This is a genomic window from Pseudomonas sp. H3_E04, from assembly GCF_054668915.1.
In genome coordinates, this window is record NZ_CP162797.1 from 3,114,515 (window position 1) to 3,137,039 (window position 22,525).

The 22,525-nt window shown below is 61.2% G+C and carries 18 protein-coding genes; 10 read left to right on the plus strand and 8 right to left on the minus strand.

The window, feature by feature from the left end; genetic code table 11:
• Positions 1 to 182 precede the first annotated feature (182 nt).
• The 6 genes from AB4N53_RS13965 to AB4N53_RS13990 all read left to right on the plus strand — a co-directional run bounded on the left by AB4N53_RS13965 (position 183) and on the right by AB4N53_RS13990 (position 6,052).
• Complete coding sequence (locus AB4N53_RS13965) at positions 183 to 929, plus strand: amino acid ABC transporter permease (protein ID WP_056790046.1); 747 nt, start codon at positions 183 to 185, stop codon at positions 927 to 929.
• Positions 929 to 1,600: an amino acid ABC transporter permease gene (locus tag AB4N53_RS13970; protein WP_016773391.1), complete on the plus strand. Its 672-nt coding sequence runs from the start codon at positions 929 to 931 to the stop codon at positions 1,598 to 1,600. The genes AB4N53_RS13965 and AB4N53_RS13970 overlap by 1 nt, the downstream gene beginning before the upstream one ends.
• Entirely contained in the window at positions 1,597 to 2,331 is a 735-nt protein-coding gene (locus tag AB4N53_RS13975; protein WP_016773390.1) for an amino acid ABC transporter ATP-binding protein, read from the plus strand. The genes AB4N53_RS13970 and AB4N53_RS13975 overlap by 4 nt, the downstream gene beginning before the upstream one ends.
• A gap of 159 nt (positions 2,332 to 2,490) precedes the next feature.
• The gene (gene aauS / locus AB4N53_RS13980) at positions 2,491 to 4,392 is read left to right on the plus strand and encodes a two-component sensor histidine kinase AauS (RefSeq protein ID WP_056790048.1); all 1,902 of its coding nucleotides are present in this window, start codon (positions 2,491 to 2,493) and stop codon (positions 4,390 to 4,392) included.
• Positions 4,393 to 4,436: 44 nt separating this feature from the next.
• Positions 4,437 to 5,714 (plus strand): two-component response regulator AauR, encoded by a 1,278-nt coding sequence (gene aauR / locus AB4N53_RS13985; RefSeq protein WP_231507471.1) that lies wholly within the window; start codon positions 4,437 to 4,439, stop codon positions 5,712 to 5,714.
• A gap of 8 nt (positions 5,715 to 5,722) precedes the next feature.
• Complete coding sequence (locus AB4N53_RS13990; protein WP_172834034.1) at positions 5,723 to 6,052, plus strand: GlpM family protein; 330 nt, start codon at positions 5,723 to 5,725, stop codon at positions 6,050 to 6,052.
• A gap of 18 nt (positions 6,053 to 6,070) precedes the next feature.
• On the opposite strand, the gene AB4N53_RS13995 is transcribed toward AB4N53_RS13990, so the two are convergent.
• The 3 genes from AB4N53_RS13995 to AB4N53_RS14005 all read right to left on the minus strand — a co-directional run bounded on the left by AB4N53_RS13995 (position 6,071) and on the right by AB4N53_RS14005 (position 8,811).
• The gene (locus AB4N53_RS13995; protein WP_460121175.1) at positions 6,071 to 6,979 is read right to left on the minus strand and encodes a hypothetical protein; all 909 of its coding nucleotides are present in this window, start codon (positions 6,977 to 6,979) and stop codon (positions 6,071 to 6,073) included.
• Positions 6,976 to 7,671, minus strand: a complete 696-nt coding sequence (locus tag AB4N53_RS14000) for a hypothetical protein (RefSeq protein ID WP_460121177.1) — start codon at positions 7,669 to 7,671, stop codon at positions 6,976 to 6,978. Before AB4N53_RS14000 ends, AB4N53_RS13995 begins: the two co-directional genes overlap by 4 nt.
• Positions 7,672 to 7,776: 105 nt before the next feature.
• On the minus strand, positions 7,777 to 8,811 hold the full coding sequence (locus tag AB4N53_RS14005) for an alpha/beta fold hydrolase (RefSeq protein WP_460121178.1): 1,035 nt from the start codon (positions 8,809 to 8,811) through the stop codon (positions 7,777 to 7,779).
• A 214-nt stretch (positions 8,812 to 9,025) separates the two neighbouring features.
• Between AB4N53_RS14005 and AB4N53_RS14010 the strand changes: the two genes are divergently transcribed.
• Both AB4N53_RS14010 and metR read left to right on the plus strand, forming a co-directional pair.
• A complete protein-coding gene (locus AB4N53_RS14010; protein WP_460121180.1) occupies positions 9,026 to 14,572 on the plus strand; it encodes a dermonecrotic toxin domain-containing protein in 5,547 nt (1,848 codons plus the stop codon).
• Positions 14,573 to 14,724: 152 nt separating this feature from the next.
• Positions 14,725 to 15,642, plus strand: a complete 918-nt coding sequence (gene metR, locus AB4N53_RS14015) for a transcriptional regulator MetR (protein WP_460121182.1) — start codon at positions 14,725 to 14,727, stop codon at positions 15,640 to 15,642.
• 128 nt (positions 15,643 to 15,770) lie between these two features.
• Here metR and AB4N53_RS14020 read toward each other — a convergent pair whose 3' ends face one another.
• From AB4N53_RS14020 to AB4N53_RS14040, 5 genes are all read right to left on the minus strand, one after another.
• Positions 15,771 to 16,268: an N-acetyltransferase family protein gene (locus AB4N53_RS14020; RefSeq protein WP_460121184.1), complete on the minus strand. Its 498-nt coding sequence runs from the start codon at positions 16,266 to 16,268 to the stop codon at positions 15,771 to 15,773.
• 1 nt (position 16,269) lies between these two features.
• Positions 16,270 to 16,908 (minus strand): LysE family translocator, encoded by a 639-nt coding sequence (locus tag AB4N53_RS14025; RefSeq protein ID WP_460121186.1) that lies wholly within the window; start codon positions 16,906 to 16,908, stop codon positions 16,270 to 16,272.
• Positions 16,909 to 16,931: 23 nt separating this feature from the next.
• Positions 16,932 to 17,342 (minus strand): NUDIX hydrolase, encoded by a 411-nt coding sequence (locus AB4N53_RS14030; RefSeq protein ID WP_460121188.1) that lies wholly within the window; start codon positions 17,340 to 17,342, stop codon positions 16,932 to 16,934.
• 67 nt (positions 17,343 to 17,409) lie between these two features.
• Positions 17,410 to 18,735 carry an APC family permease gene (locus AB4N53_RS14035; protein WP_460121190.1) on the minus strand — a complete coding sequence of 442 codons (1,326 nt, stop codon included), beginning with the start codon at positions 18,733 to 18,735 and terminating at the stop codon, positions 17,410 to 17,412.
• A gap of 220 nt (positions 18,736 to 18,955) precedes the next feature.
• Positions 18,956 to 19,777 (minus strand): carbon-nitrogen hydrolase family protein, encoded by an 822-nt coding sequence (locus tag AB4N53_RS14040; RefSeq protein ID WP_460121192.1) that lies wholly within the window; start codon positions 19,775 to 19,777, stop codon positions 18,956 to 18,958.
• Between the two features lie 125 nt (positions 19,778 to 19,902).
• On the opposite strand from AB4N53_RS14040, the gene AB4N53_RS14045 reads away from it, so the two are divergent.
• On the plus strand, positions 19,903 to 20,703 hold the full coding sequence (locus AB4N53_RS14045) for a helix-turn-helix transcriptional regulator (protein ID WP_130902356.1): 801 nt from the start codon (positions 19,903 to 19,905) through the stop codon (positions 20,701 to 20,703).
• Between the two features lie 158 nt (positions 20,704 to 20,861).
• Complete coding sequence (locus tag AB4N53_RS14050; protein ID WP_460121194.1) at positions 20,862 to 22,481, plus strand: FMN-binding glutamate synthase family protein; 1,620 nt, start codon at positions 20,862 to 20,864, stop codon at positions 22,479 to 22,481.
• The last annotated feature ends 44 nt before the right edge of the window (positions 22,482 to 22,525 follow it).

Consider the following 22,525-nt stretch of genomic DNA (forward strand, 5'->3'; position numbering starts at 1 on the left):
CCCCTGAGGAGGCGCCTGCCTTTTCAGGGGATGGTCACTCCCTGCTGGCATTTTTCTGGAAACACTCGAACCGGTGGCTGTCGAGCCGATCGCGTGTGCCCGGTCTTTGAAAAAAGACTGGGGAGGGAACGGAGTTCCCCAGGCGGGCACTTGTACATCGATCGAATCGAGGGGAGACCCTAATGAATTACAACTGGGACTGGGGCGTGTTCTTCAAGTCCACCGGTGTGGGCAGCGAGACCTATCTCGACTGGTTCATCTCCGGCCTGGGCTGGACCATCGCCATCGCCGTCGTGGCGTGGATCATCGCCCTGCTGCTCGGCTCGCTGCTGGGCATCATGCGTACCGTGCCGAACCGCATCGTATCGGGCATTGCGACCTGCTACGTCGAGCTGTTCCGCAACGTGCCGTTGCTGGTGCAGCTGTTCATCTGGTACTTCCTGGTGCCCGATCTGCTGCCGCCGGATCTGCAGGAGTGGTACAAGCAGGACCTCAACCCGACCACCTCGGCCTACCTGAGCGTTGTCGTCTGCCTCGGTCTGTTCACCGCCGCCCGTGTCTGCGAGCAAGTGCGCACCGGTATCCAGGCGCTGCCGCGTGGCCAGGAATCCGCCGCCCGCGCGATGGGTTTCAAACTGCCGCAGATCTACTGGAACGTGCTGCTGCCCCAGGCCTACCGGATCATCATTCCGCCGCTCACCTCGGAATTTTTGAACGTGTTCAAGAACTCCTCCGTGGCGTCCCTGATCGGTTTGATGGAATTGCTGGCGCAGACCAAACAGACCGCCGAGTTCTCGGCCAACCTGTTCGAAGCGTTCACCCTGGCAACGCTGATCTATTTCACCCTCAACATGAGCCTGATGCTGCTGATGCGCCTGGTCGAGAAGAAAGTCGCGGTGCCCGGCCTGATCTCCGTGGGGGGTAAATAATGGAATTCGATTTCAGTGGTATCGTCCCGGCCATTCCCGGCTTGTGGAATGGCATGGTGATGACCCTCAAACTGATGGCCATGGGCGTGATCGGCGGGATGATTCTCGGCACGATCCTCGCGCTGTGCCGTCTGTCGCACAACAAGCTGCTGTCGAGCATTGCCGGCGCCTACGTCAACTATTTCCGTTCGATTCCGCTGCTGCTGGTGATCACCTGGTTCTACCTGGCGGTACCGTTCGTGCTGCGCTGGATCACCGGTGAAGACACGCCGATCGGCGCGTTCACCTCGTGCGTCGTGGCTTTCATGATGTTCGAAGCGGCGTACTTCTGCGAAATCGTCCGGGCCGGTGTGCAGTCGATTTCCAAGGGCCAGATGGGTGCCGCACAAGCGCTGGGCATGAACTACGGGCAAATGATGCGCCTGATCATCCTGCCGCAGGCGTTCCGCAAGATGACCCCGCTGCTGCTGCAGCAGAGCATCATCCTGTTCCAGGACACCTCGCTGGTCTACACCGTGGGCCTGGTGGATTTCCTCAACGCCTCGCGCGCCAGCGGCGACATCATCGGCCGCTCCAATGAGTTCCTGATTTTCGCCGGTCTCGTGTACTTCATCATCAGCTTCGCCGCCTCGCGGTTGGTCAAGCGTCTGCAAAAAAGGTTCGCCGTATGATCTCTATCAAAAACATCAACAAGTGGTATGGGGACTTCCAGGTGCTGACTGATTGCAGCACCGAGGTCAAGAAAGGCGAAGTGATCGTGGTCTGCGGCCCGTCGGGTTCCGGCAAGTCGACGCTGATCAAGTGCGTCAACGCCCTGGAACCGTTCCAGAAAGGCGACGTTGTGGTTGACGGTACGTCGATCGCCGACCCGAAAACCAACCTGCCGAAACTGCGTTCGCGCGTGGGCATGGTGTTCCAGCATTTCGAACTGTTTCCGCACCTGACCATCACCGAAAACCTGACCATCGCGCAGATCAAGGTGCTAGGCCGCAGCAAGGAAGAGGCGACCAAGAAAGGTCTGCAACTGCTCGAGCGCGTCGGCCTGTCGGCGCACGCCCACAAGCATCCGGGGCAACTGTCCGGTGGTCAGCAACAGCGTGTGGCGATTGCCCGTGCGCTGGCGATGGACCCGATCGTCATGCTGTTCGACGAACCGACCTCGGCGCTCGACCCGGAAATGGTCAACGAAGTGCTCGACGTCATGGTGCAACTGGCCCACGAAGGCATGACCATGATGTGCGTGACCCACGAAATGGGCTTCGCCCGCAAAGTGGCCGACCGGGTGATCTTCATGGATCAGGGCAAGATCATCGAGGACTGCCCGAAAGAGGAATTCTTCGGCGACATCAGCGCCCGCTCCGAACGCGCGCAGCACTTCCTCGAGAAAATCCTGCAGCACTAAAAAACCGCTCCCCAACTGTGGGAGCGAGCCTGCTCGCGAATGCAATCTTTCAGTCGACAACGATGTGAATGACACAGCGCTTTCGCGAGCAGGCTCGCTCCCACAAAGGGCCGTCAGCGCCCTTGAAACAAGTGTTGTGGTTGACCCAAGGCATCTGTGATGAAATGCGACCCCACTCTTTATCGCGCTGCAGAGCCATCACTTGCCGTGAAGCCCCGTCTGATCCGTCATCTGTTCCTGCCGCCACTGATCATCGCCCTGATGGTCGGACTGGGTTTCATCGGCTTCTGGACCAGTGAACACTTTGGCATCCGCAGCCTCGGCGAGAACGGCCAGCGTCAGCTGGAACTGCACGCCCGCGCGGTCGAAAGCGAGATCAGCAAATACACCTACCTGCCCAGCCTGCTGGAACTCGAAACGAGTGTGCCGCAGTTGCTGGCCGACCCGACCCCGGAGCACCGGCAGACGGTCAACGATTACCTCGAAGGCCTGAACCGCCGCAGCCGCAGCCGCGCCATTTACGTGATGGACACCACCGGGCGGGTCATGGCCACCAGCAACTGGCGTGATGTCGACAGTTATCTGGGTGAAGACCTGTCTTTCCGCGCCTATTTCAAAGACGCCGTGCGCGGCCAGCCCGGGCGCTTTTATGGCATCGGCAGCACCAATGGCGAACCCGGTTACTACCTCGCCCACGGCCTCGAAGAGCACGGCAAGATCATCGGTGTCGCGGTGGTCAAAGTGCGTCTGGAAGCCATGGAAGAGCGCTGGCAGCGGGCGCGTCTGGAAGCGTTTGTCAGCGACGAGAACGGCATCATCATTCTCTCCAGCGATCCGGCCAGGCGGCTGAAATCGGTGATCCCGCTGAGCGACGAGGTCAAGGAAAAACTTGCCCGCAGCCTGCAGTACTACTGGTTCCCGCTCAATGAACTGCAACCGCTGGCTCGCGAGACACTGGCCGAAGGCGTGGAGAAACTGACCTTCCCGGCCAACAGCGAATTGCAGCCCGACGAAGACGACATCAGTTATCTGGCGCAAACCCGACTGCTGAGCGACACGCCGTGGAATTTCACCCTGCTCACGCCATTGCAGGACCTGCGCCGCGAAGCGATCAACCAAGGCATTCTGGTGGCCGTTGCGTTTGCACTGTTCGCCTTCCTGCTGATTGCCTGGAACGAGCGGCGCAAAGTCCTCGCCACCCGCCTCGCCGCCCGCGAAGCGTTGCAGGAAGCCAACAGCCAACTGGAGCGTCGGATTACCGAACGCACCGCCGATCTGCGCGCCAGCAACGAACGCCTGAAGAGTCAGATCCGCGAGCGCCGTCAGGCCGAGGAGACGTTGCGCCGCGCCCAGGATGAGCTGGTTCAGGCGGGCAAACTCGCGGCCATCGGCCAGATGTCGACCAGCATCGCCCATGAATTGAACCAGCCGCTGGCGGCCATGCGCACGCTGTCGGGCAACACCGTGCGCTTTCTCGAGCGCGGCCAGCTCGACGTCGCCAGCACCAACCTCAAGACCATCAACGATTTGATCGACCGCATGGGCCGGATCACCGCCAGCCTGCGTTCGTTTGCCCGGCGTGGCGATAACAAGGGTCAGGCCAGTCTCGGCAAAGCCGTCGACGCCGCGTTGCAAGTGCTTGGCGCGCGTGTGGAAAACACCGCGCTGCAGATTCACCGGCAGTTTGCCGATGTGCAGTTGCTGATCGATCAGACCCGTCTCGAACAGATTCTCGTCAACCTGATCGGCAACGCCCTCGACGCCATGCACGCGCAACCGCAGCCGCAGCTGTGGCTGGAGGGTGAAGAATTCAACGGCAAGTATCGCTTGCGGGTGCGCGACAATGGCCACGGCATCGACGCCGAAGCGCGCAAGCATCTGTTCGAACCGTTCTTCACCACCAAACCCGGCGAGCAAGGCCTGGGCCTGGGCCTGACCCTGTCCGCCAGCCTCGCCGCCGCCACCGGCGGGCACTTGGGTGTCGAACACCCGGCCGGCGGTGGCACCACTTTCGTCCTCAGTTTACCGTTGGTAAGCCCTCTTTCTGCCGAGCCAATATGAACCCCGAACTCATTGTGCTGATTGTCGAAGACGACCCCCATGTGCTGCTCGGCTGCCAACAGGCGCTGACCCTCGAGGACATTCCGTGCATCGGCGTCGGCAGTGCCGAAGAAGCGCTGGCGCAGGTCGGCGACAACTTTGCCGGCATCGTCATCAGCGACATCCGCCTGCCGGGCATCGATGGCCTGGAATTGCTCACCCGCCTCAAGCAGCGTGATCGCAGCCTGCCGGTAGTGCTGATCACCGGCCACGGCGACATTTCCATGGCCGTCGGCGCGATGCAGAAAGGCGCCTACGATTTCATGGAGAAACCGTTCTCCCCGGAACGCTTGGTCGATGTCGCGCGACGGGCGCTGGAGCAACGCAGCCTCGCCCGTGAAGTGTCATCGCTGCGTCGGCAACTGGCTGAACGCGACTCCCTTGAAGGCCGGATCATCGGCCGCTCGCCGGCGATGCAGAACCTGCGCGAACTGATTGCCAACGTCGCCGACACTTCGGCCAACGTCTTGATCGAAGGCGAGACCGGCACCGGCAAGGAACTGGTTGCTCGTTGCCTGCACGATTTCAGTCGGCGCCACAGCAAACAGTTCGTCGCGCTGAACTGCGGCGGCCTGCCGGAGAACCTCTTTGAAAGCGAAATCTTCGGCCACGAAGCCAATGCCTTCACCGGCGCCGGCAAACGGCGCATCGGCAAGATCGAGCACGCCGACGGCGGCACGCTGTTTCTCGACGAAGTGGAAAGCATGCCGCTGCCGTTGCAGATCAAGTTGCTGCGCGTATTGCAGGAACGCACCCTTGAACGCCTCGGCTCGAACCAGAGCGTGGCCGTGGATTGCCGGGTGATCGCGGCGACCAAATCCGACCTTGATGAGTCGAGCAAGGCCGGCGAGTTTCGCAGCGACTTGTACTACCGCCTCAACGTCGTGACCCTGGAATTGCCACCGCTGCGCGAACGCCGCGAAGACATCCTGCAACTGTTCGAACACTTCACCCAGCAGTCGGCGCTGCGCTTTGATCGCGCACTGCCGGAGCTGGACAACCAGACTCTGTCGAACCTGATGAGCCACGATTGGCCGGGCAACGTGCGCGAACTGCGCAACGTCGCCGAACGCTTCGCCCTCGGTCTGCCGGCCTTCAAAAAATCCGGGGCCAGCGCCGGCCAGGGTCTGGCGTTTGCCGAAGCGGTGGAAGCCTTCGAGCGCAACCTGCTGGTCGACGCCTTGCAACGCAGCGGCGGCAACCTGACCCAGGCCAGCCAGGAATTGGGCATGGCCAAGACCACGTTGTTCGACAAAGTCAAAAAGTACGGGCTGAGCCACTGATGGATCTGATTCTGAAAGCCGCCATCGGCGCCGCAGTGGTGCTGATCCTCGCGGCACTGTCCAAGACCAGGAACTATTACATCGCCGGCCTGGTGCCACTGTTCCCGACCTTTGCCCTGATCGCGCACTACATCGTCGGCAAGGGCCGTTCGGTCGACGATCTGAAGACCACGATCGTCTTCGGCATGTGGTCGATCATTCCCTACTTTGTGTATCTGGCGACGTTGTATGTGATGGTCGACCGCATGCGCCTGGAAGCGTCGCTGGCGGTGGCGGCTGTGGCGTGGCTGATAGCGGCGACGGTGCTGGTCAGCGTGTGGGTCCGGCTGCATGCCTGAACCCGCGTGCATCAGCCTCTAGCGACCGTAGACTCTGGCCAGTTGCGCGGACGACAAGGCATCCTCGAACGGCACCGGCACTGACTTCACCGCACCATAGAGATTGCGGTAGCGCCAGTAGCTGCCGTTCTGCGCCAGTTGATAACCGCGCTCGACCACGCGCTGGCCGTCGAGCACGTAACGCAGGGTTTCCTGCGCGGCGGGCGGTGGCGTCGGTTGCATCAGGTCGGCGCTCAATACGCGCATGGATTCATCAATGCATTCATCCAGCACGGCGGTGACCTTGGCCAGGTCAAGGGCGCCGTCATCGATGCATTGCTTGCCGCAACGACGGATCGGCTGACTGGCCACTTCGATGCGCATGCGATACAGCGGCGAGCCGGCGATATCCTGCAACTGCACCTGATTGACCAGCACGAAACTGCCGCGATCGGGCGTCAGCATCAGCTTCGGTTCGATCAGCAACCGTGCCGTCACCGCACCTGCCCCCTGCTTGAATCCGGACACCTGCGACGCCGCCTGAAAACGCTGCTGCAAGCGCTCCTGCAAGGGCACGCCGGCGAGCAGGTCGGCCAGCGGCCGCGATTCGTTCAGCGCGGCTTTTTCGGCATCGCGCTGCAACGTACCGGAGCCCATCTGCGTGTTGATCAGGCTGGCCACCAGAATGCCCGCCAGTCCGGCGCCCGCGCCGGAGCTCGACACCAGCGTGTAGCTGGAATTCGCCGCGTTCACCGCAGCCTTGCTGTCGATCACCGTGCTGGCGCCGACAAACTCCGCCGCCAGTTGCACGTCGACCTTCAGCCCGTGCGCCTGCACATAGCTCATCGCGGCCTGATCCTTGAAACCAGCCTCGGGTGCCGGTTTCTGCGCACAGCCAGGCAGTGCCAGCAGCGAGATCGCCGCGAAAGTCAGGGCCAGACGTTTCATTGCGCGAACGGGGCGATCATTTGCTGACGGCTGTTATCCATCGCTTGATAGAACGCGTTGGACAGGTTGGTGTAAGACGGCTCGTCCCACTCACCTTGCGCGGCCTGGACAGCGGCGAATGGCTGGTACCACAAGAGTTTGTTGTCCGACAGATCGATCACCATGCCCTGGCCGCCGACCTGCGCCATCGGCACGCTGGTGGGCACGATGCTGTAGTAGCTGCGTGTAGCACCGGTGGCATAAATCGACACCAGCAACAGACGGTCGATGCCGTGGGCGACCTTCATCGGCGACAGGTCCTTGGTCATGTAGCCCTCGCGGAAATCGACTTCCTTGAAGGTCTTCAGATCCACCTTCTCATCAATGCGCTTGGCCTTGTAGCCCTTGGCTTGCAGTTTGGCAACGATGGCGTCGGGCAGGGTTTCCAGGTCGCGCACCTGCCAGGTCTCGACGTTGGCGCTGAGCTTGCTGTTGACGCCGGCATTGATGGCGTAATCGAGGATGCCCTGATTGCCGGTCAGCGCCAGCACCGGCGATGGTACGACGGTAATGGCCACGCCGATGGTCGGCTCTTTGGCATCCCAGAACTGTTTGTCCAGAGCCACGGGCGGTTGCACATGGGCACAGCCGGTGAGAGTCAGTACGGCGAGCAGAGCCAATGCGGCCCATTGACGTGTAGCGCGAAAAATCATGGATCAAGTCCCTATGTTTGAAAACGTTCCTGCGCCTTATCGGCAACAACGCGGCAAACAATAGTGGCACATTGATATTTTTTTGGCGACAGGATGATGGCACTCTTACAGCAGATTATTTTGCGCCGCTGGATCGACCTGCGCCCAATGCGAAGTATCTTCGCGATGCGCCTGCAGATACGGCAGCACCGCCGCCAGCAACGGCTCCTTGAACGCCTCCTGAAAGCGATGCGCAAGGCCCGGAATCAGTTTCAACTGACTGCCTCGGATGTGCGCCGCCAGATGTACGCCGTGCATCACCGGCAGCAGCGGATCGGCAGTGCCATGCACCACGAGGGTCGGCACGCGCAGTTGATTGAGCAAAGCCACGCGACTGGGTTCGGCAAGAATTGCCATAATCTGCCGCTTGACGCCTTCGGGGTTGAACGCGCGGTCGTAGGACACTGCCGCCTGTTGCAGCAAGGCCTGTCGATCATCGGTGACCGCCGGGCTGCCCAGTGCCGCGAGCAGATCGGCCTGTTGCTCCAGCGCCACTTCACGGTTCGGCGCGCCCCGGCGCGAGAGCAATTGCACCAGCGCCGCAGTCGGTGCCGGCAGACCCTCAGCGCCGGAAGTGGTCATGATCAGCGTCAGGCTTTCCACCCGCTGCGGCGCCATCGCCGCCATGTGCTGGGCAATCATTCCGCCCATGCTCGCGCCGAGCACGTGGAATTGCTCGACCTTCAGCGCCGTCATCAAACCCAGCGCATCGTCAGCCATGTCGGTCAGGCTGTAGGGGGCCGAGACCGGCAAACCGAGTTTGTAGCGCAGCACTTCGAAGGTCAGATTGGCCTCGATCGGCGCCTGCCGCCAGGTCGACAGGCCGACGTCGCGGTTGTCATAACGGATCACCCGGAAACCCTGCTGACACAGCGCGACCACGACTTCGTCCGGCCAGTGGATCAACTGCCCCCCCAGGCCCATGACCAGCAACAGCGCCGGGTCTGATGCACGACCGATACTCTGATAGGCAAGACTGACCTGCGCGAGCTCGGCGTGCTCGGTCGGCACGTTGACATCACAGCGCCCGGCTGCAAACGAGCCGGCCCCGAACAAAAGCGCGGCCAACGCGGCCGCGACTGAAAGGAATTTCTTCAACATGAAAAACACCAAAACGCAGCACCCCAGTAGAGCGCGAGTCTGATGAAGTTCGTACGAGCGCGCTGCCACACTTCGATGACAGTTTGATGAAGAGTGCCGAGCGGTCATGCAGCTGCGGCAAACAATACCCCTGTACCGCCATGCTCCGGCGCAAACTCTTTTGAATGACCCGCACAGGAGCGGATGCCCCGCTCCCCCTTGCGAGTCATCCACCATGCTCGAACCCCTTACCCTTGATTTGCCGCCCTTGCCCCCAGATTCATTCGCGACGTCTGCGGTGCTGCCTGAAACCATCGACGAAAGTCTGTTGTTACGGGCCAATCAGCGCTCGCGAGACAGCGGCGAGGGCTTGCGCGAACTGTTTGCAAGCAGCCCCGCACTGCGCGATACGATCAACGCGGCGCTGCGACGACATCTGCAACTGGGCGGCGAAAACAGCGGATTTGGCTTCATTGCCACCCAAACGCAGCCGGAGCATTTCGTCAGCCTGACCGATGCTTGCGCTTTTGTCGTCCAGCATCCGGCGCTGGAAACCTCGCTCGACCAGCATTGCCATGTCATCGGCCTGCTGCCTGGTCACCCGTTGTACGGTCTGAGACCGTCGCAACTGCTGGAACAGCTCAAGCCGCTCGACCCGCAGAGCGCACACGCCACACGCTGGGCCGAGTTCTTGGAAGCACGTGCGCCTGGCACACCGGTTTCCCGACGTACACGCGCCACCGAACTGTACCGGTCGCATTTCGAAGCCAGCGCTGACGCCGCCTTCGCCAGTAAAATCATCAACGCCGAGCAGCTCGAGCTCCTGCAACGCATCGTTGACTCAGGCTCCAGCCCAATGACTTTCAACGGTCAGCCCGTTCACCTGGAAAAACCGGCTCTGGTGCTGAGCAACCACAGCAAGGTCAAACTCCCGGGGGCTTGGGTGATCAGCGTGGGCGACCGAGCCACGGCGCGGCCCCTGGTGTACCTGCCCTGCCGCCCCGTCTGCATTCAGACATTCGACAATCGAGCGGACCTGCAAACGTGGCTGGCCGGCGAGGTGCAGATTCCCACTGGCCTGCCGCGCGAAATCCAGCGCTTCGATTACAGCGCAGCGACAGACCCGATGCTCACCGGTGCCAGCGATCTGTTCGGCGACCGGCAACAGGCGCAGATCAACGCTCTGCGCCATAGCAACCGGGGCAAACCCGGCTTGCGCGAGCACGGTGCGCAGGCACTGGTTCATGTCGATCTCATTGACCATCAGCGCAGCACAGCGATCATCGTTGCCGCACCGGCGCCCGCGAGGCTACCCACTGCAGATGCCCCCGTGAGCGAAGACCAGCCGTTGTTCGGCAGTCTGTCCGCTGGCATTCCGCTGGCCGTGAGGCATGCCGCGCTCAGGCGCGAGCGTGATGCACTCGAACACCTGCTGGCCAACGACCGCGACGGCGCCCGCTTGCGACAGTGCCAGGACGCACTGAAAACACTGGAAATTGCCGAGCAAGCCTGCGACGACGCCTGCACCTCGTTACTCGACATCTCTCCTGTCTCTGACACGACGTTGGCTGCGATTTATAAGGCTCACAAAGAAGGCTTGTCCGCCGAAGCCAAGCTGCAAGCGCAACTCGGGCAAATCGGCAGCGCCGAACAGGATCTGCTCCAAGCCGTGCTGGACAATCCTGTGGCCAGCGCACGTGATGCGGATCTGGTTGCCGCGAGCCTGACCCTGTCGCTGAGCGAAACCCGCGACGCCATCACTACGGTGCAGCGCGAAACGCTCAAGGGCGCACTGGTATTCACCCGGCAAGCGGCACTGACGGACAGCGCGGCCAACGTGAGTCTGTTGCTGTACTGCCCCGGCAGCGGCGGTGGCCTGCAGCGCTTCAGCGATCGCCGGGCTTTGGCGCTGCAGTTTTGCAAAACTGGCGAGCAGGACAGTGAATCGGCCCTGCAACTCAACGCAATCACCTCGGACCCGCTGCAGCATTGTCTCAACGCGCTGATCGCCGATTGCGAAACGAGGGCCGCCAGGCTGCGCGATAAACCCGAGCACGCCGATGCACTGGAAATTCTCCGCCAGGACTGCACAACTGCGGTAAAAGTCCCGGTCAGCGCGGCGAGAAACCTGATGTTCGCGCAGATACAGGAGCAGGAGCACAGCGCTGTTCTGGCCGCTCATCTGCCGAGCTGGCTGGTGCGTTTGCAGAAGGCCGAGCGGCTCACACTCAAACACCATATCAAGGCGTACATCGAGGCAATGCGCAACAGCCACGCGCTGATGACCCTGGCCCTTGAACCGCGCGACGAATTTACCCGCAAACATCTGCATGCGCGCCTGCGCAAGGACTTCGCCACTGAAGGCTATTTTTCCGTGCAGGTCGAATTGCCCGACTCCACCACAACCGAAACGGTGGTGGAAGCCGGCCCCGCCGGCCCGCGGCGAAAAACCGTAATCGTGCCCGGTGCCACGCGCAGCAGAATGTCACTCGAAGATCTCGCCCAACTGAATATCGATAACGTTCAATCAGTGCTCAATGACTCACTGTCGCAGCGCCTGATTTTCATGCGCCTGACCGTCAATGCTGCACACCGAAAAGATCGCAACCGTCTGCTCAACGGCATCAAGCTGAGCTATCTGCGTAAGGTACTGCCGGAGCTGGACCTGCCTCACGCCTATGAACGCAGGATCCGCGAGGCCTTCCATGGGGCGCCCGGCGAAGCGCTGTATGTCAGACAGCATCGGCGCGAAAGCCTGATCGAACCCTGGCGCCTGCTGCTGAAAATCCAGAGTGAAAATGCGCGCGCACAGAAACACCTCGATCGTGATGAGGCTGAAATAGTGAACATCGCGATCGACGCCAATACCGCAGACGCCTGGCGCGCCAACGGCAAGCGCATCGCGCTGCGGCCGGTATCGCTGAAAACCGGCGGCAAAGACACCCCGCGTGAAGGCCCCGTGACCCTGTCTGGCGTGACCTTCATTGAAGAGCAGATCAGCGGCACTACCCTGCTGTATCTGCCCGACAGCCCGGACCAGCAATTTTTCCGCCGCTACCACAGCCTCGAGGCGGCGCGCGAAGGGCTATTCAGATTGTGCGCAACTGACCGTTGGAGCAAATACCTCGCGGACAAGGCGTTGCACGGCAATGTCCGCGCCCATATCAGCCGCATCGGCCAGGCGGTGGAGAAAAACTTCGACGCCATTATCGAGGTCGGCGGGCGCTGGCCGGCAGACACTTCGCTGGCGGCGCACCTGCTCGATGCGCACATGGGGCGTTTGATCGAAGCTCATCGCGGCAGTTCGCGTTCCAACGATGTGCTGTTCTTTGAGCGCTACGCACTCAAGGGACCTCGCGCGTTCAATTACATAAAAATGGCCCTGGGCATGGTGCCTTTCGTCGGCACCGTCGTGGCGCTGTATGACGCATGGAGCGCAGCCAGTCAGGCCGTGACGGCGTTTCTGCGCGGCGAGGTGGCCGACGGTCTGGCGCAAATCGAATCAATGCTGCTGTCATTGATCGACGCGTTCATGGATCTGCTCCCCGGCGAAGCGGCAGCCTCCACCCTCGCACGCACCACCCGCGCCCTGACACGTGCGCGCCAGCTGCATACGCTGCTGGGCAACGTCTCGGCCTTGCACGGCAAAACGCAGCGACAGGCCAGGCACGTGCTCGCCCGATTCCAGAATTACGACTACGAACAACCGCTGTCCCTGGCCGGCATCGAACCCGCCCGTCATGGTCTCTATCGTGGTATCTACCGGCATGCCGACGGCAATTTCATCGAACGTCAGGGCCATATCTACCAGGTGGAACTGGGCATGGGCTCGCGCAACTGGCGGCTGTTCGGCAATTCACGCAAGTCCTACAAACAACCGATCGCGCTGGATGAAAGCGGCCAGTGGGACACCTGGTACGGCGTCTACGGAACCGCCAGTGACGGCGGCTTGCGTGGCGGCGGTAACGTCGCCGGACATCTGGCCGATGCGCTCGACCCTTATTGGCCACCGGTGATTCGCCAGCGCTTGCCGCGCTGGTGGGCGGAGCGCACGTTTCGCCGGCATCAGCAGCTGGAATTCGAGACTGAACGCCTGGCGCATGTCATCGATAGCAGAGTCCAGGCGCACCAGAGGGCGATATTGGCTTTCCAGAACGCCAGCCCCGCCAACCAGCGTGCCCTTTTACCGGCAGCTGAAACAGCATGCCTTGAAGATATCCGCCTGTGTGTTCAACGCTACGAGGCTTTGGCGCAGTTGAAGCCGCTCACCAGTGGCAACAAACAAGGGGCGGTCAGCCGCATACAAAGCTCCCTCGCCGTACGACTGACTTCGCGATATGCCATGCGCTCGGGCCAAGTGTCAGCAGCCACAATCCTGGTACTGGAGGACATCAGGCGGGTAAGCAGCACGGCCCACGCTTTACCGCCGAGCGCACGGTCGCGACGATTGGCGCTGTTTGCACAGGTTCGGGATTTGCAGATCGACTACGTAAAAAAATTCGAGGAGCTGGAAGATTTGAGATACCAGCTCAATCAATGGTACGAGCGCATCACCTTGAGATCCGACAAGGTCGGCCGCGCCGACAGCGTCGACCTGATCAATCGCCAACACAGCGATCCCCGCCTGCTTTTTCACAAAACCTACATACGCCTGGAACTGGTCAAGAATTACAGCTATGACAATGACGTGTCCTGGATGTATTTCCGCGAGCGCACAGAGGAAATCTGGCAGCAGGTGAGGCAGGCCGTCACCACCCAGTACGACCTGCCAAACCTTCGGACCACTGCGCAAAATCGCAGCCGGATGCTTGAGCAATGTCTGGATGTCTACACCCGGTTCCGGCGGCAGATGACTATCTGGATGACGGACTATCCGGAGCACTTTCACCTGAGCTTCATCGAACCGTTGCTTGACGGCCTGGAGCAGATGGCCGGCCGTGCCCGCCGAGGCGTAATCGATCCACCCGGCCCAAGCACTCCCGGACAGCCCGTCCAGCGCGTCTTTACTACCGAGGACGGCAATCTGCTGTATGGCGCGGAACGGTTCGATACCCGCTCGCAGCGTCGCGTTTATGAACGCCGGCTCAGAGATGGCGAAGTGCAAATCTGGGAACAAGGCGCCGATGGCCGCTCGCGCCAGATCGGTCCGCCTCAGGCTCAAGCACCTCAGGCACCGCCGGTAAGCCTCGCCGCTCTGGTCGATGACGGCCGGCAGCGCCTGGACAAAATTCCTGCCTATCGGGCCAGTGTGCAGAGCAATGCCGACCGCGGCATGCTGCCGGTCGATCTGCAGCACATGATGGACACCCAGGCCGCCGAGCTGAACATTCGAGCCGAACGGATCGCCGCCCGATCCCCACAGCATGCGCTCATCGAGCGATTGCGCGCTGAAGCCGCCGAGCTGATCGTTGCCGGGCGCGCCATACGCACCGAGCGCTCACTGACCAGCCAGAAGCCCACCGATGGCATGCTCGATGACCTCATTGGCCAAGGCGTCGTGGAAATACGCCGAACGCAACCGATCAAATTCCTCGGCAAACGTGCCGGTCACCCGGACTACATGCAGGAGTACGAGATCTGGAACATTACCCGCGAACCCGAACAGTTGTTGTGGTACGCACACTTTCACTACCGCAACGCAACGCCGGTGTTCAACCGCTTCGAAACCGCGCACTTGAAACTGCCGCAGCACCGCTTCCTGACCCATGCCGATGATGCGACGCTGCCCTATTCGAAAATTGGCCCAAAGTCGATTGTCCTTGGGCATTTCGAGCGGATTTGACTACAGACGCTCGTCCCTGCTCGCAGTCAGCAATGGCAGTGAGCAGAGACGAATCCTGCTGGCGCGAAAGCACGATGTCGACAACCCGCCGATCATGAGACAAACTCAATGGATTGCCTGTGATCACAAGTTTTTTTCATGGAGCCCCGCCGGTGCTTGAAATCCGCCATTTGAAAACCCTGCATGCCCTGCGCGAGGCCGACAGTCTGGTCGATGCCGCTGACCGTCTGCATCTGACGCAATCCGCTCTGTCGCATCAATTCAAAGAGCTGGAAGAACGCATGGGCATGCAGTTGTTCGTGCGCAAGACCAAACCGGTGCGCTTCACCAGTGCCGGTTTGCGCCTGCTGCAGTTGGCGGACGCCACCCTGCCGCTGTTGCGGGCCGCCGAGCGCGACATCAGTCGTCTGGCCGGTGGCACCGCCGGGCGCCTGCACATGGCCATCGAATGCCACAGCTGCTTTCAGTGGCTGATGCCAACCATCGACCAGTTCCGTGATGCCTGGCCGGAAGTCGAGCTGGACCTGGCTTCGGGTTTCGCTTTCGCTCCGCTGCCGGCACTGGCCCGTGGTGATCTGGATCTGGTGGTGACTTCCGATCCGCTGGACATTGCCGGCATCACTTACGTGCCGCTGTTCACTTACGAAGCCATGCTCGCGGTGGCCAACCAGCATGCGCTGGCGAGCAAGCCGTACATCGTTCCCGAAGACTTGTTGACGGAGACGCTGATCACCTACCCGGTCGAGCGCGATCGTCTGGACATCTTCACCCGCTTCCTCGAGCCGGCCGACATTGAGCCTGCGCAGGTGCGCACCTCGGAGCTGACGGTGATGATGATGCAGTTGGTCGCCAGCGGCCGTGGCGTCTGCGGCATGCCGCACTGGGCGCTGCATGAATACAGCTCGCGCGGCTATGTGAAGGGTAAGCGGCTGGGGGAGAAAGGCTTGTTCGCGACGCTGTATGCGGCAATTCGCACCGACATGCTCGACGCACCGTACATGCGCGATTTCCTCCTGACTGCGAAGGACACCTCGTTCTCGACCCTCGATGGCGTCAGCGCCGTACGCTGAAACCAAATCAAGAGATTCACCTGTGGGAGCAAGCCTGCTCGCGAAAGCGGTGGATGATTCAGCGATGATGTCGGCTGGGCGGACGCCTTCGCGAGCAGGCTCGCTCCCACAGGGATTGGCGTGGTGGGTCAGAGTTCGCGCCACATGTGGATCTTGTCGAAGTAGTCTTCGCCCACGCGCACCGCCAGCGGTTCGAGGCCGTACTGAATGAAGCCGCAACGCTGATACAACTGAAAAGCCGGGTCGTTGCCGGCGGTGACAGTGAGCTGGAGCAGTTTCAATGCCGGATGCTTTTGCGCTTCAACCAAGGCCGCCTGCACCAGATCAAAGCCCAGCCCCTGCCGACGAAAATCCGCCGAGACATACATGCCGAACAGCGTGGCCTTGTGTCGCGCCTTTTCGCGCGGTTCGAAAGCCAGGCCGACAATCCCGGCCAATGCCCCGGCATCGAATGCTCCCAACACCATATCGATTTTGCTGGTCAGGCGCCCTTCCCACCAACTCAACGGCATCACCGCGCGTTCGCGCACGCTGGAGGTGAACGCCTGCGGATGGCGGTCATAGGCTTCAAGCATCAGTTCGCGGTAAGCCAGGGCATGGCTGGTGTCCAGCCGTTCGATCAACATGTCAGGCGGTCCGGCGTTGTTCGAGCATCAGCCGAACGGCAAGGCCGCCGAGGACCAGGCCCATGAAATACCGCTGCATCGCCAGCCAGGTCGGGTTGCGTACGAACCACGAGGCGATGGCCGCAGCGAACAGCGCGATCAACAGATTGACGCTGAAACTGACGCTGATCTGCGTCAGGCCGAGAATGATGCTCTGGGTGAAAACCGAGCCATGTTCCGGGCTGATGAATTGCGGAAACACCGACAGATAGAACACGGCGATTTTCGGGTTCAGTGCGCTGGTGAGAAAGCCCATGGTGATCAGCTTGCGCGACGAGTCCGGCGGCAATTGCTGAGCTTCGAACGGCGAGCGTGCACCGGGTTTCAGCGCTTGCCAGGCCAGCCACAGCAGGTACAGCGCACCGGCCCATTTCAACACTTCATAAGCCATCGGCACGGCGAGAAACACCGCCGTCAAACCCGCCGCCGCAGCGAACATATGCACGAAGAACCCGCCGACCACGCCAAGCAGCGACGTCACCCCCGCGCGGCGTCCCTGACAGATCGAACGCGAGATCAGGTAGATCATGTTCGGCCCCGGCGTCAGCACCATCAACAGTGCGGCGGCGGCAAAGATCAGCAGGTCGTGCAGCGGGATCATGGCAAAGTCCTTTGCGAGAATGATCAGGCGAGTGCAGTCAGTGAACGGCGATAAAACGGCAGGATGTGCTCGCGTGTCAATGGCGCCAGCTCGAGCGCCGGATCAGTGGCCGGATCGACCCAGATCACCTCTTCGATCTCCGCCGCCGGGCAGACGTCGGTGTCGATGGTCAGTTGAAAGATTTCCGCGTGGACGATGAAGCCCGGCTCGTTGGCGGCGGGGGCGGAAAAACTGTTGAGGAAAATCGCCTGCGCCGGGTCGATTTCCAGCCCGAGTTCTTCTTCCAGCTCACGGGCCAATGCGTGCAGTGGCAACTCGTGGGCTTCGATCTTGCCACCCGGTTGCATGAACGCCGTGGTGCCGCGCTTGCGCACCAAAAGGGTCTGGCCTTGAGCGTTGAGCAGCAGCGCGGCGGCGATATGAATGGTCGACATACAGCAATCCCCTGGCGCAAAAGCGCCAAGGATCCCATGCCCGTCAGAGGTAAGCCAAGCGCAAGACTCAGGTCGCTTCCTGGAAGTCCAGTTCCGGCGGCTGACGGCGGAAACCACCCGTCAACACGGCAAGGTAAACCACGCCAATCGCCAACCAGCTCAGCCCCAGCCACACCGCGAGATGATCCAGGCTGACCATCAGCCACAGGTCGGCGACCAGGCCGATCAACGGGCAGAGCAGAAACAGCAGCAGCTCGCGCGGGCCTTTTTTCTCGCCGCCGATCCAGTAATGAAATATCACCGACAGGTTGACCAGGCTGAACGCCAGGAACGCGCCGAAGTTGATGAACGAAGTCGAGGTGGTCACGTCGAGTTTCAGCGCCAGCAAGGCCACCGCCGCGCACAGCAGAATGCTGTTGACCGGAGTGCCGAAGCGCGCGTGCAAGGTGCCGAAAAACGACCTCGGCAAGACGCCGTCGCGGCCCATCGCGAACAACAGTCGCGAACCGCTGGCCTGGGCCGACAGCCCCGAGGCGAACTGGCCGACGATCAGGCCGATCAGGAAAATCGACACGAACAGGTCGCCACCGATATTGCGCGCGATTTCATAGGCAGCCGAGTCGACGCTGTCGAACTGGAATGATGGATGGGCGATCTGCACGAAGTACGAGACGCCGACGAAGATCAGGCCGCCGATCAGCGTGATCAGCATGATCGCCCGGGGAATGGTGCGGCGTGGATCGCGGGTTTCTTCGGTCAGGGTGCTGACCGCGTCAAACCCGAGGAAGGAGTAACAGGCAATCGCCGCGCCGCTCATGATCAGCGGCATCTGCATGTCGCCGTTGAAGAACGGTTTGATCGACCACAGCGGCGTACTCGCATCGCCGCCGATGTAGTGCACGCACAACGCAACGAAGGCAATCAGCACGAGGAACTGCACCAGCATCAGCAAGGCGTTGATGCCGTTGGCCAGCTTCAGGCCGACAATGTTGATCGCACTGGTAATGCCGATGAACGCCAGCACCCAGATCCACTGCGGGATCGACGGAAACGCCGAGGCCAGATAGGCCGCACCGATCAGCCAGATGGCCATCGGCAGGAACAGGTAATCGAGCAACACCGCCCAACCGGCAATGAAACCGAGTTTCGGGCTGATTGCCTTGCGCACGTAGCTGTACGCCGAGCCGGCGACCGGGAAAGCGGCGGCCATGCGTCCGTAACTCATGGCGGTGAAGAACATTGCCACCAGCGCGGCCAGGTAGGCGGCCGGGACCATGCCAGCGGTGGACTGGGCGAGGATACCGAAGGTGCCGAGGACAATGATCGGCGTCATATAGGCGATGCCGAACAGCACCACCGACCCTAGCGAAAGGGTGCGTTGCAAACGAGCCATGGGCGACTTACTCCGAATGTTATTGGATTTATGGCAGAGCCGGGTTCGGCGAAAATTTCGGATGTGGCTATGTTGTTTTTATGTTGTCCGAGTGGGCTTTTTCGCGAGCAGGCTCGCTCCCACAGGGATTTGGCATGTGCAAAAATTGTGTTCATCACCTATGAACTGTGGGAGCGGGCTTGCCCGCGAAGGCGTCAGCCCGAACGGCACAGCATTCGGATCAACCTGCAGGAATCAGCAGCTCGCGCAGACCAGAAGCCTGCTCAACCATCTCTCCCGGTAATTTCAAACGCTGATCATCCAGATACCGGTAATCCTTGCGCGCAATCTCCAGTTGAGCGAAATCCAGCTCGACCCTGAACTGCCCTTCTGCGCGTCCGGCCTCGAACAGCAGCGCACCCAGCGGATCGACCAGCGCACTGCCGCCGGCAAACACCAGACCGTCATCCCCCGCCTCGACGCGATTGACCATCAGCGCAAACGCCTGGTTTTCCTGAGCGCGGGCCATGATCGCGGTGCGGTGGGTCGGGCCGTACGGGTCCATGTTGCCGTTGGTGACGATGAGCAATTCCACGCCCAGTTGCGCCAGGGCGCGGGCGGTTTCCGGGAACTCGATGTCGTAGCAGATCAACAGGCCGACGCGTACGCCGTTCCATACGCAGGTGGCGTAGCGGTCGCCGGCTTCGAACACGCCGCGATCCGAAGCCCACAAGTGTGTCTTGCGGTATTTCAGGGCGATGCCTTCGGGGGTTATCAGCAACGTAGTGTTGTAGAAGCGGCCGTTGTCGTTTTCGGCCATGCCGATCACCACGGCGATATTCTTCGCACGCGCTGCAGCGAGCACGGCGCTGACGGTCGGGCCGTCCAGCGGTTCAGCGACCTGGGCCACGGTTTCGGCGTTGGGGAAGCCCATCAGGTGGGTTTCCGGGAACACGATCATTTGCGTGTCGGCCGCGCAGGCAGCGATCGCCGTCAGTGCGCGCTTGAGGTTATAAGCCGTGTCGTTGTCACGGCCCGCCAATTGGGCGAGTTCTACTTTCATGGGTATCCCTTGTTATCTGCGCCGGGCCTTGAAAGATTGCCCGGTGCCTGTCTGTGGGCCAGTATGCGCAGCAAGCAACCGGCCAGGGAATTACGCGGCCGGGGTAACCCGATAGGGGTAGATCGATGACACTTTCGTTGAATGACATCACTTGGCACCGCGCCGTCGGGCAATTGATCGACGCGCTCGACAAGCCGAATTTCTGGGCGCAACTGCTGCGTCTGCTCGAACAGTATGTGGCGTTCGATAGCTGGGTAGTGCTGCTGTTCAGCGCTGACCAGCATCCACAAGTGTTCGCCGAATGCCCCGGCGAGGATGGCAGCCCGGACCCGCTGTTCCAGGATTATCTGCGCGGTCTGTACCTGCTCGATCCGTTTTACATCGCCTGCCGCGAACAGTCGCGCACCGGGCTCTATCGCCTGTCGGAGGTTGCGCCGGAGCATTTCGAGCTGACCGAGTATTACCAGCGATACTTTCGTCTGAATGTGGTGGCTGACGAAATCCAGTTCAATTGTCAGCTCGAAGGCGAGCGCACGCTGTGCCTGTCGCTGGGCAGTGAAAAACGTTTCACTGGCGAACAGATCGCTTTGCTGTCTTTGATTCAGCCATGGGTACTGGGCCTGCTGCGCCAGCGCCTGCCGTACGAAATCAACGAAACCGTGGCCCTCGCCGCCGCGCCCGCGCAGGCAGACTGGCGGGTGCAACTGGAAGCGTCAGTGCAACAGCTCAAAGGCGCACAACTGACTGCGCGGGAACTCGATGTCGGGCGTTTGATGCTCAGCGGATGTTCCAGCAAGGAAATCGCCCGTAAGCTGGAAATCTCCGTAGAAACCGTGAAAGTCCATAAGAAACACATGTACAGCAAGCTGGGGATCAAATCCCAGTCCGAGCTGTTTTCGATTTTTCTGCAGGCGCAGAACGCCTGAAACAGTGTGAGTAACGCTTTTTGTGGGAGCGAGCCTGCTCGCGAAGAGGCCCTCACTTTCAATACTGATGTCACCTGCCACACCGCTTTCGCGAGCAGGCTCGCTCCCACAGGGATGCGTGCTGTTGCACAAATTTGAGTCCGAACCAGGGAACCCGTATGAGCCTGTCTTTGCTGAGCCGCTACGCCTTCTTTGCCGTCTGTGTGATTTTCACCCTCGCCAGCCTGCCCTTTCTCGAACACGACTGGCTGTGGCCGATCACCGCCGTTACCGGCGTGCTGAGCCTGCTCGGTCTCTTCGACCTGGTGCAGACGCGCCATGCAGTGCGCCGCAATTATCCGATTCTGGGCAACATCCGTTATCTGGTCGAAGGCATCCGCCCGGAGATTCGCCAGTATCTGCTGGAGTCCGACAGCGACGCCCTGCCCTTCTCCCGCGCCCAGCGTTCGCTGGTGTACTCGCGCGCGAAAAACGAAACCGCCGACAAACCGTTCGGCACGCTGATCGACGTTTACCAGTCGGGCTTCGAGTTCATCGGCCACTCGATGCGCCCGGCGCCGTTGAGCGACCCGAGCGGTTTCCGCGTCACCGTCGGCGGGCCGCAGTGCTCGCAGCCGTACTCGGCGTCGATCTTCAATATCTCGGCGATGAGTTTCGGCTCACTCAGCGCCAACGCCATTCGCGCGCTGAACCAGGGCGCGAAACTCGGCAACTTCGCCCACGACACCGGTGAAGGCAGCATCAGCCCGTATCACCGCGAACACGGCGGCGACCTGACCTGGGAGCTGGGCAGCGGCTACTTCGGCTGCCGCACCAGCGACGGCCGTTTCGACCCGGAGCGCTTCGCCGTGCAGGCGCAGAATCCGCAAGTGCGCATGATCGAAATCAAGATGAGCCAGGGCGCCAAACCCGGCCACGGCGGGATTTTGCCCAAACACAAAGTCACCAAGGAGATTGCCGAAACCCGCGGCATCCTGATGGGCGAGGACTGCGTTTCGCCGTCGCGCCACAGTGCGTTTTCCACGCCGATCGAGATGATGCAGTTCATCCAGCAATTGCGTGAGCTGTCCGGTGGCAAACCGGTCGGCTTCAAATTCTGCCTTGGCCATCCGTGGGAATTCATGGGCATCGCCAAGGCCATGCTGGAAACCGGCATTCTTCCCGACTTCATCGTTGTCGATGGCAAGGAAGGTGGTACTGGCGCGGCGCCGGTCGAGTTCACCGACCACATCGGCGTGCCGATGCGCGAAGGCTTGCTGTTCGTGCACAACACACTGGTCGGCCTCAACCTGCGTGACAAGATCAAACTCGGCGCCAGCGGCAAGATCGTCAGCGCCTTCGACATCGCCAGCGTGCTGGCCATCGGCGCCGACTGGGCCAACTCTGCGCGCGGTTTCATGTTCGCCATTGGCTGTATCCAGTCGCAGTCCTGCCACACCAACAAATGTCCGACCGGTGTCGCCACGCAGGACGCCTTGCGCCAGCGCGCCCTGGTGGTGCCGGACAAAGCCCAGCGCGTTTACAACTTCCATCGCAGCACGCTCAAAGCACTGGCGGAGATGCTCGCTGCGGCCGGACTTGAGCATCCGTCGCAACTGTCGGCCAAGCATCTGGTGCGACGTATGTCGGCGACCGAGATCAAGTTGTTCTCGCAGCTGCATGTATTCCTGAAACCTGGAGAATTGCTCACTGGCGAAGTGAATGGCGAGTTCTATTCGCGGATGTGGCAGATGGCGCGGGCGGACAGTTTTGAGCCGCTGGAAATAGCGGCGGCGTGAATGCAAGGCGCCAATCCGGACCCAGGATTGGCGCTGTACACCCG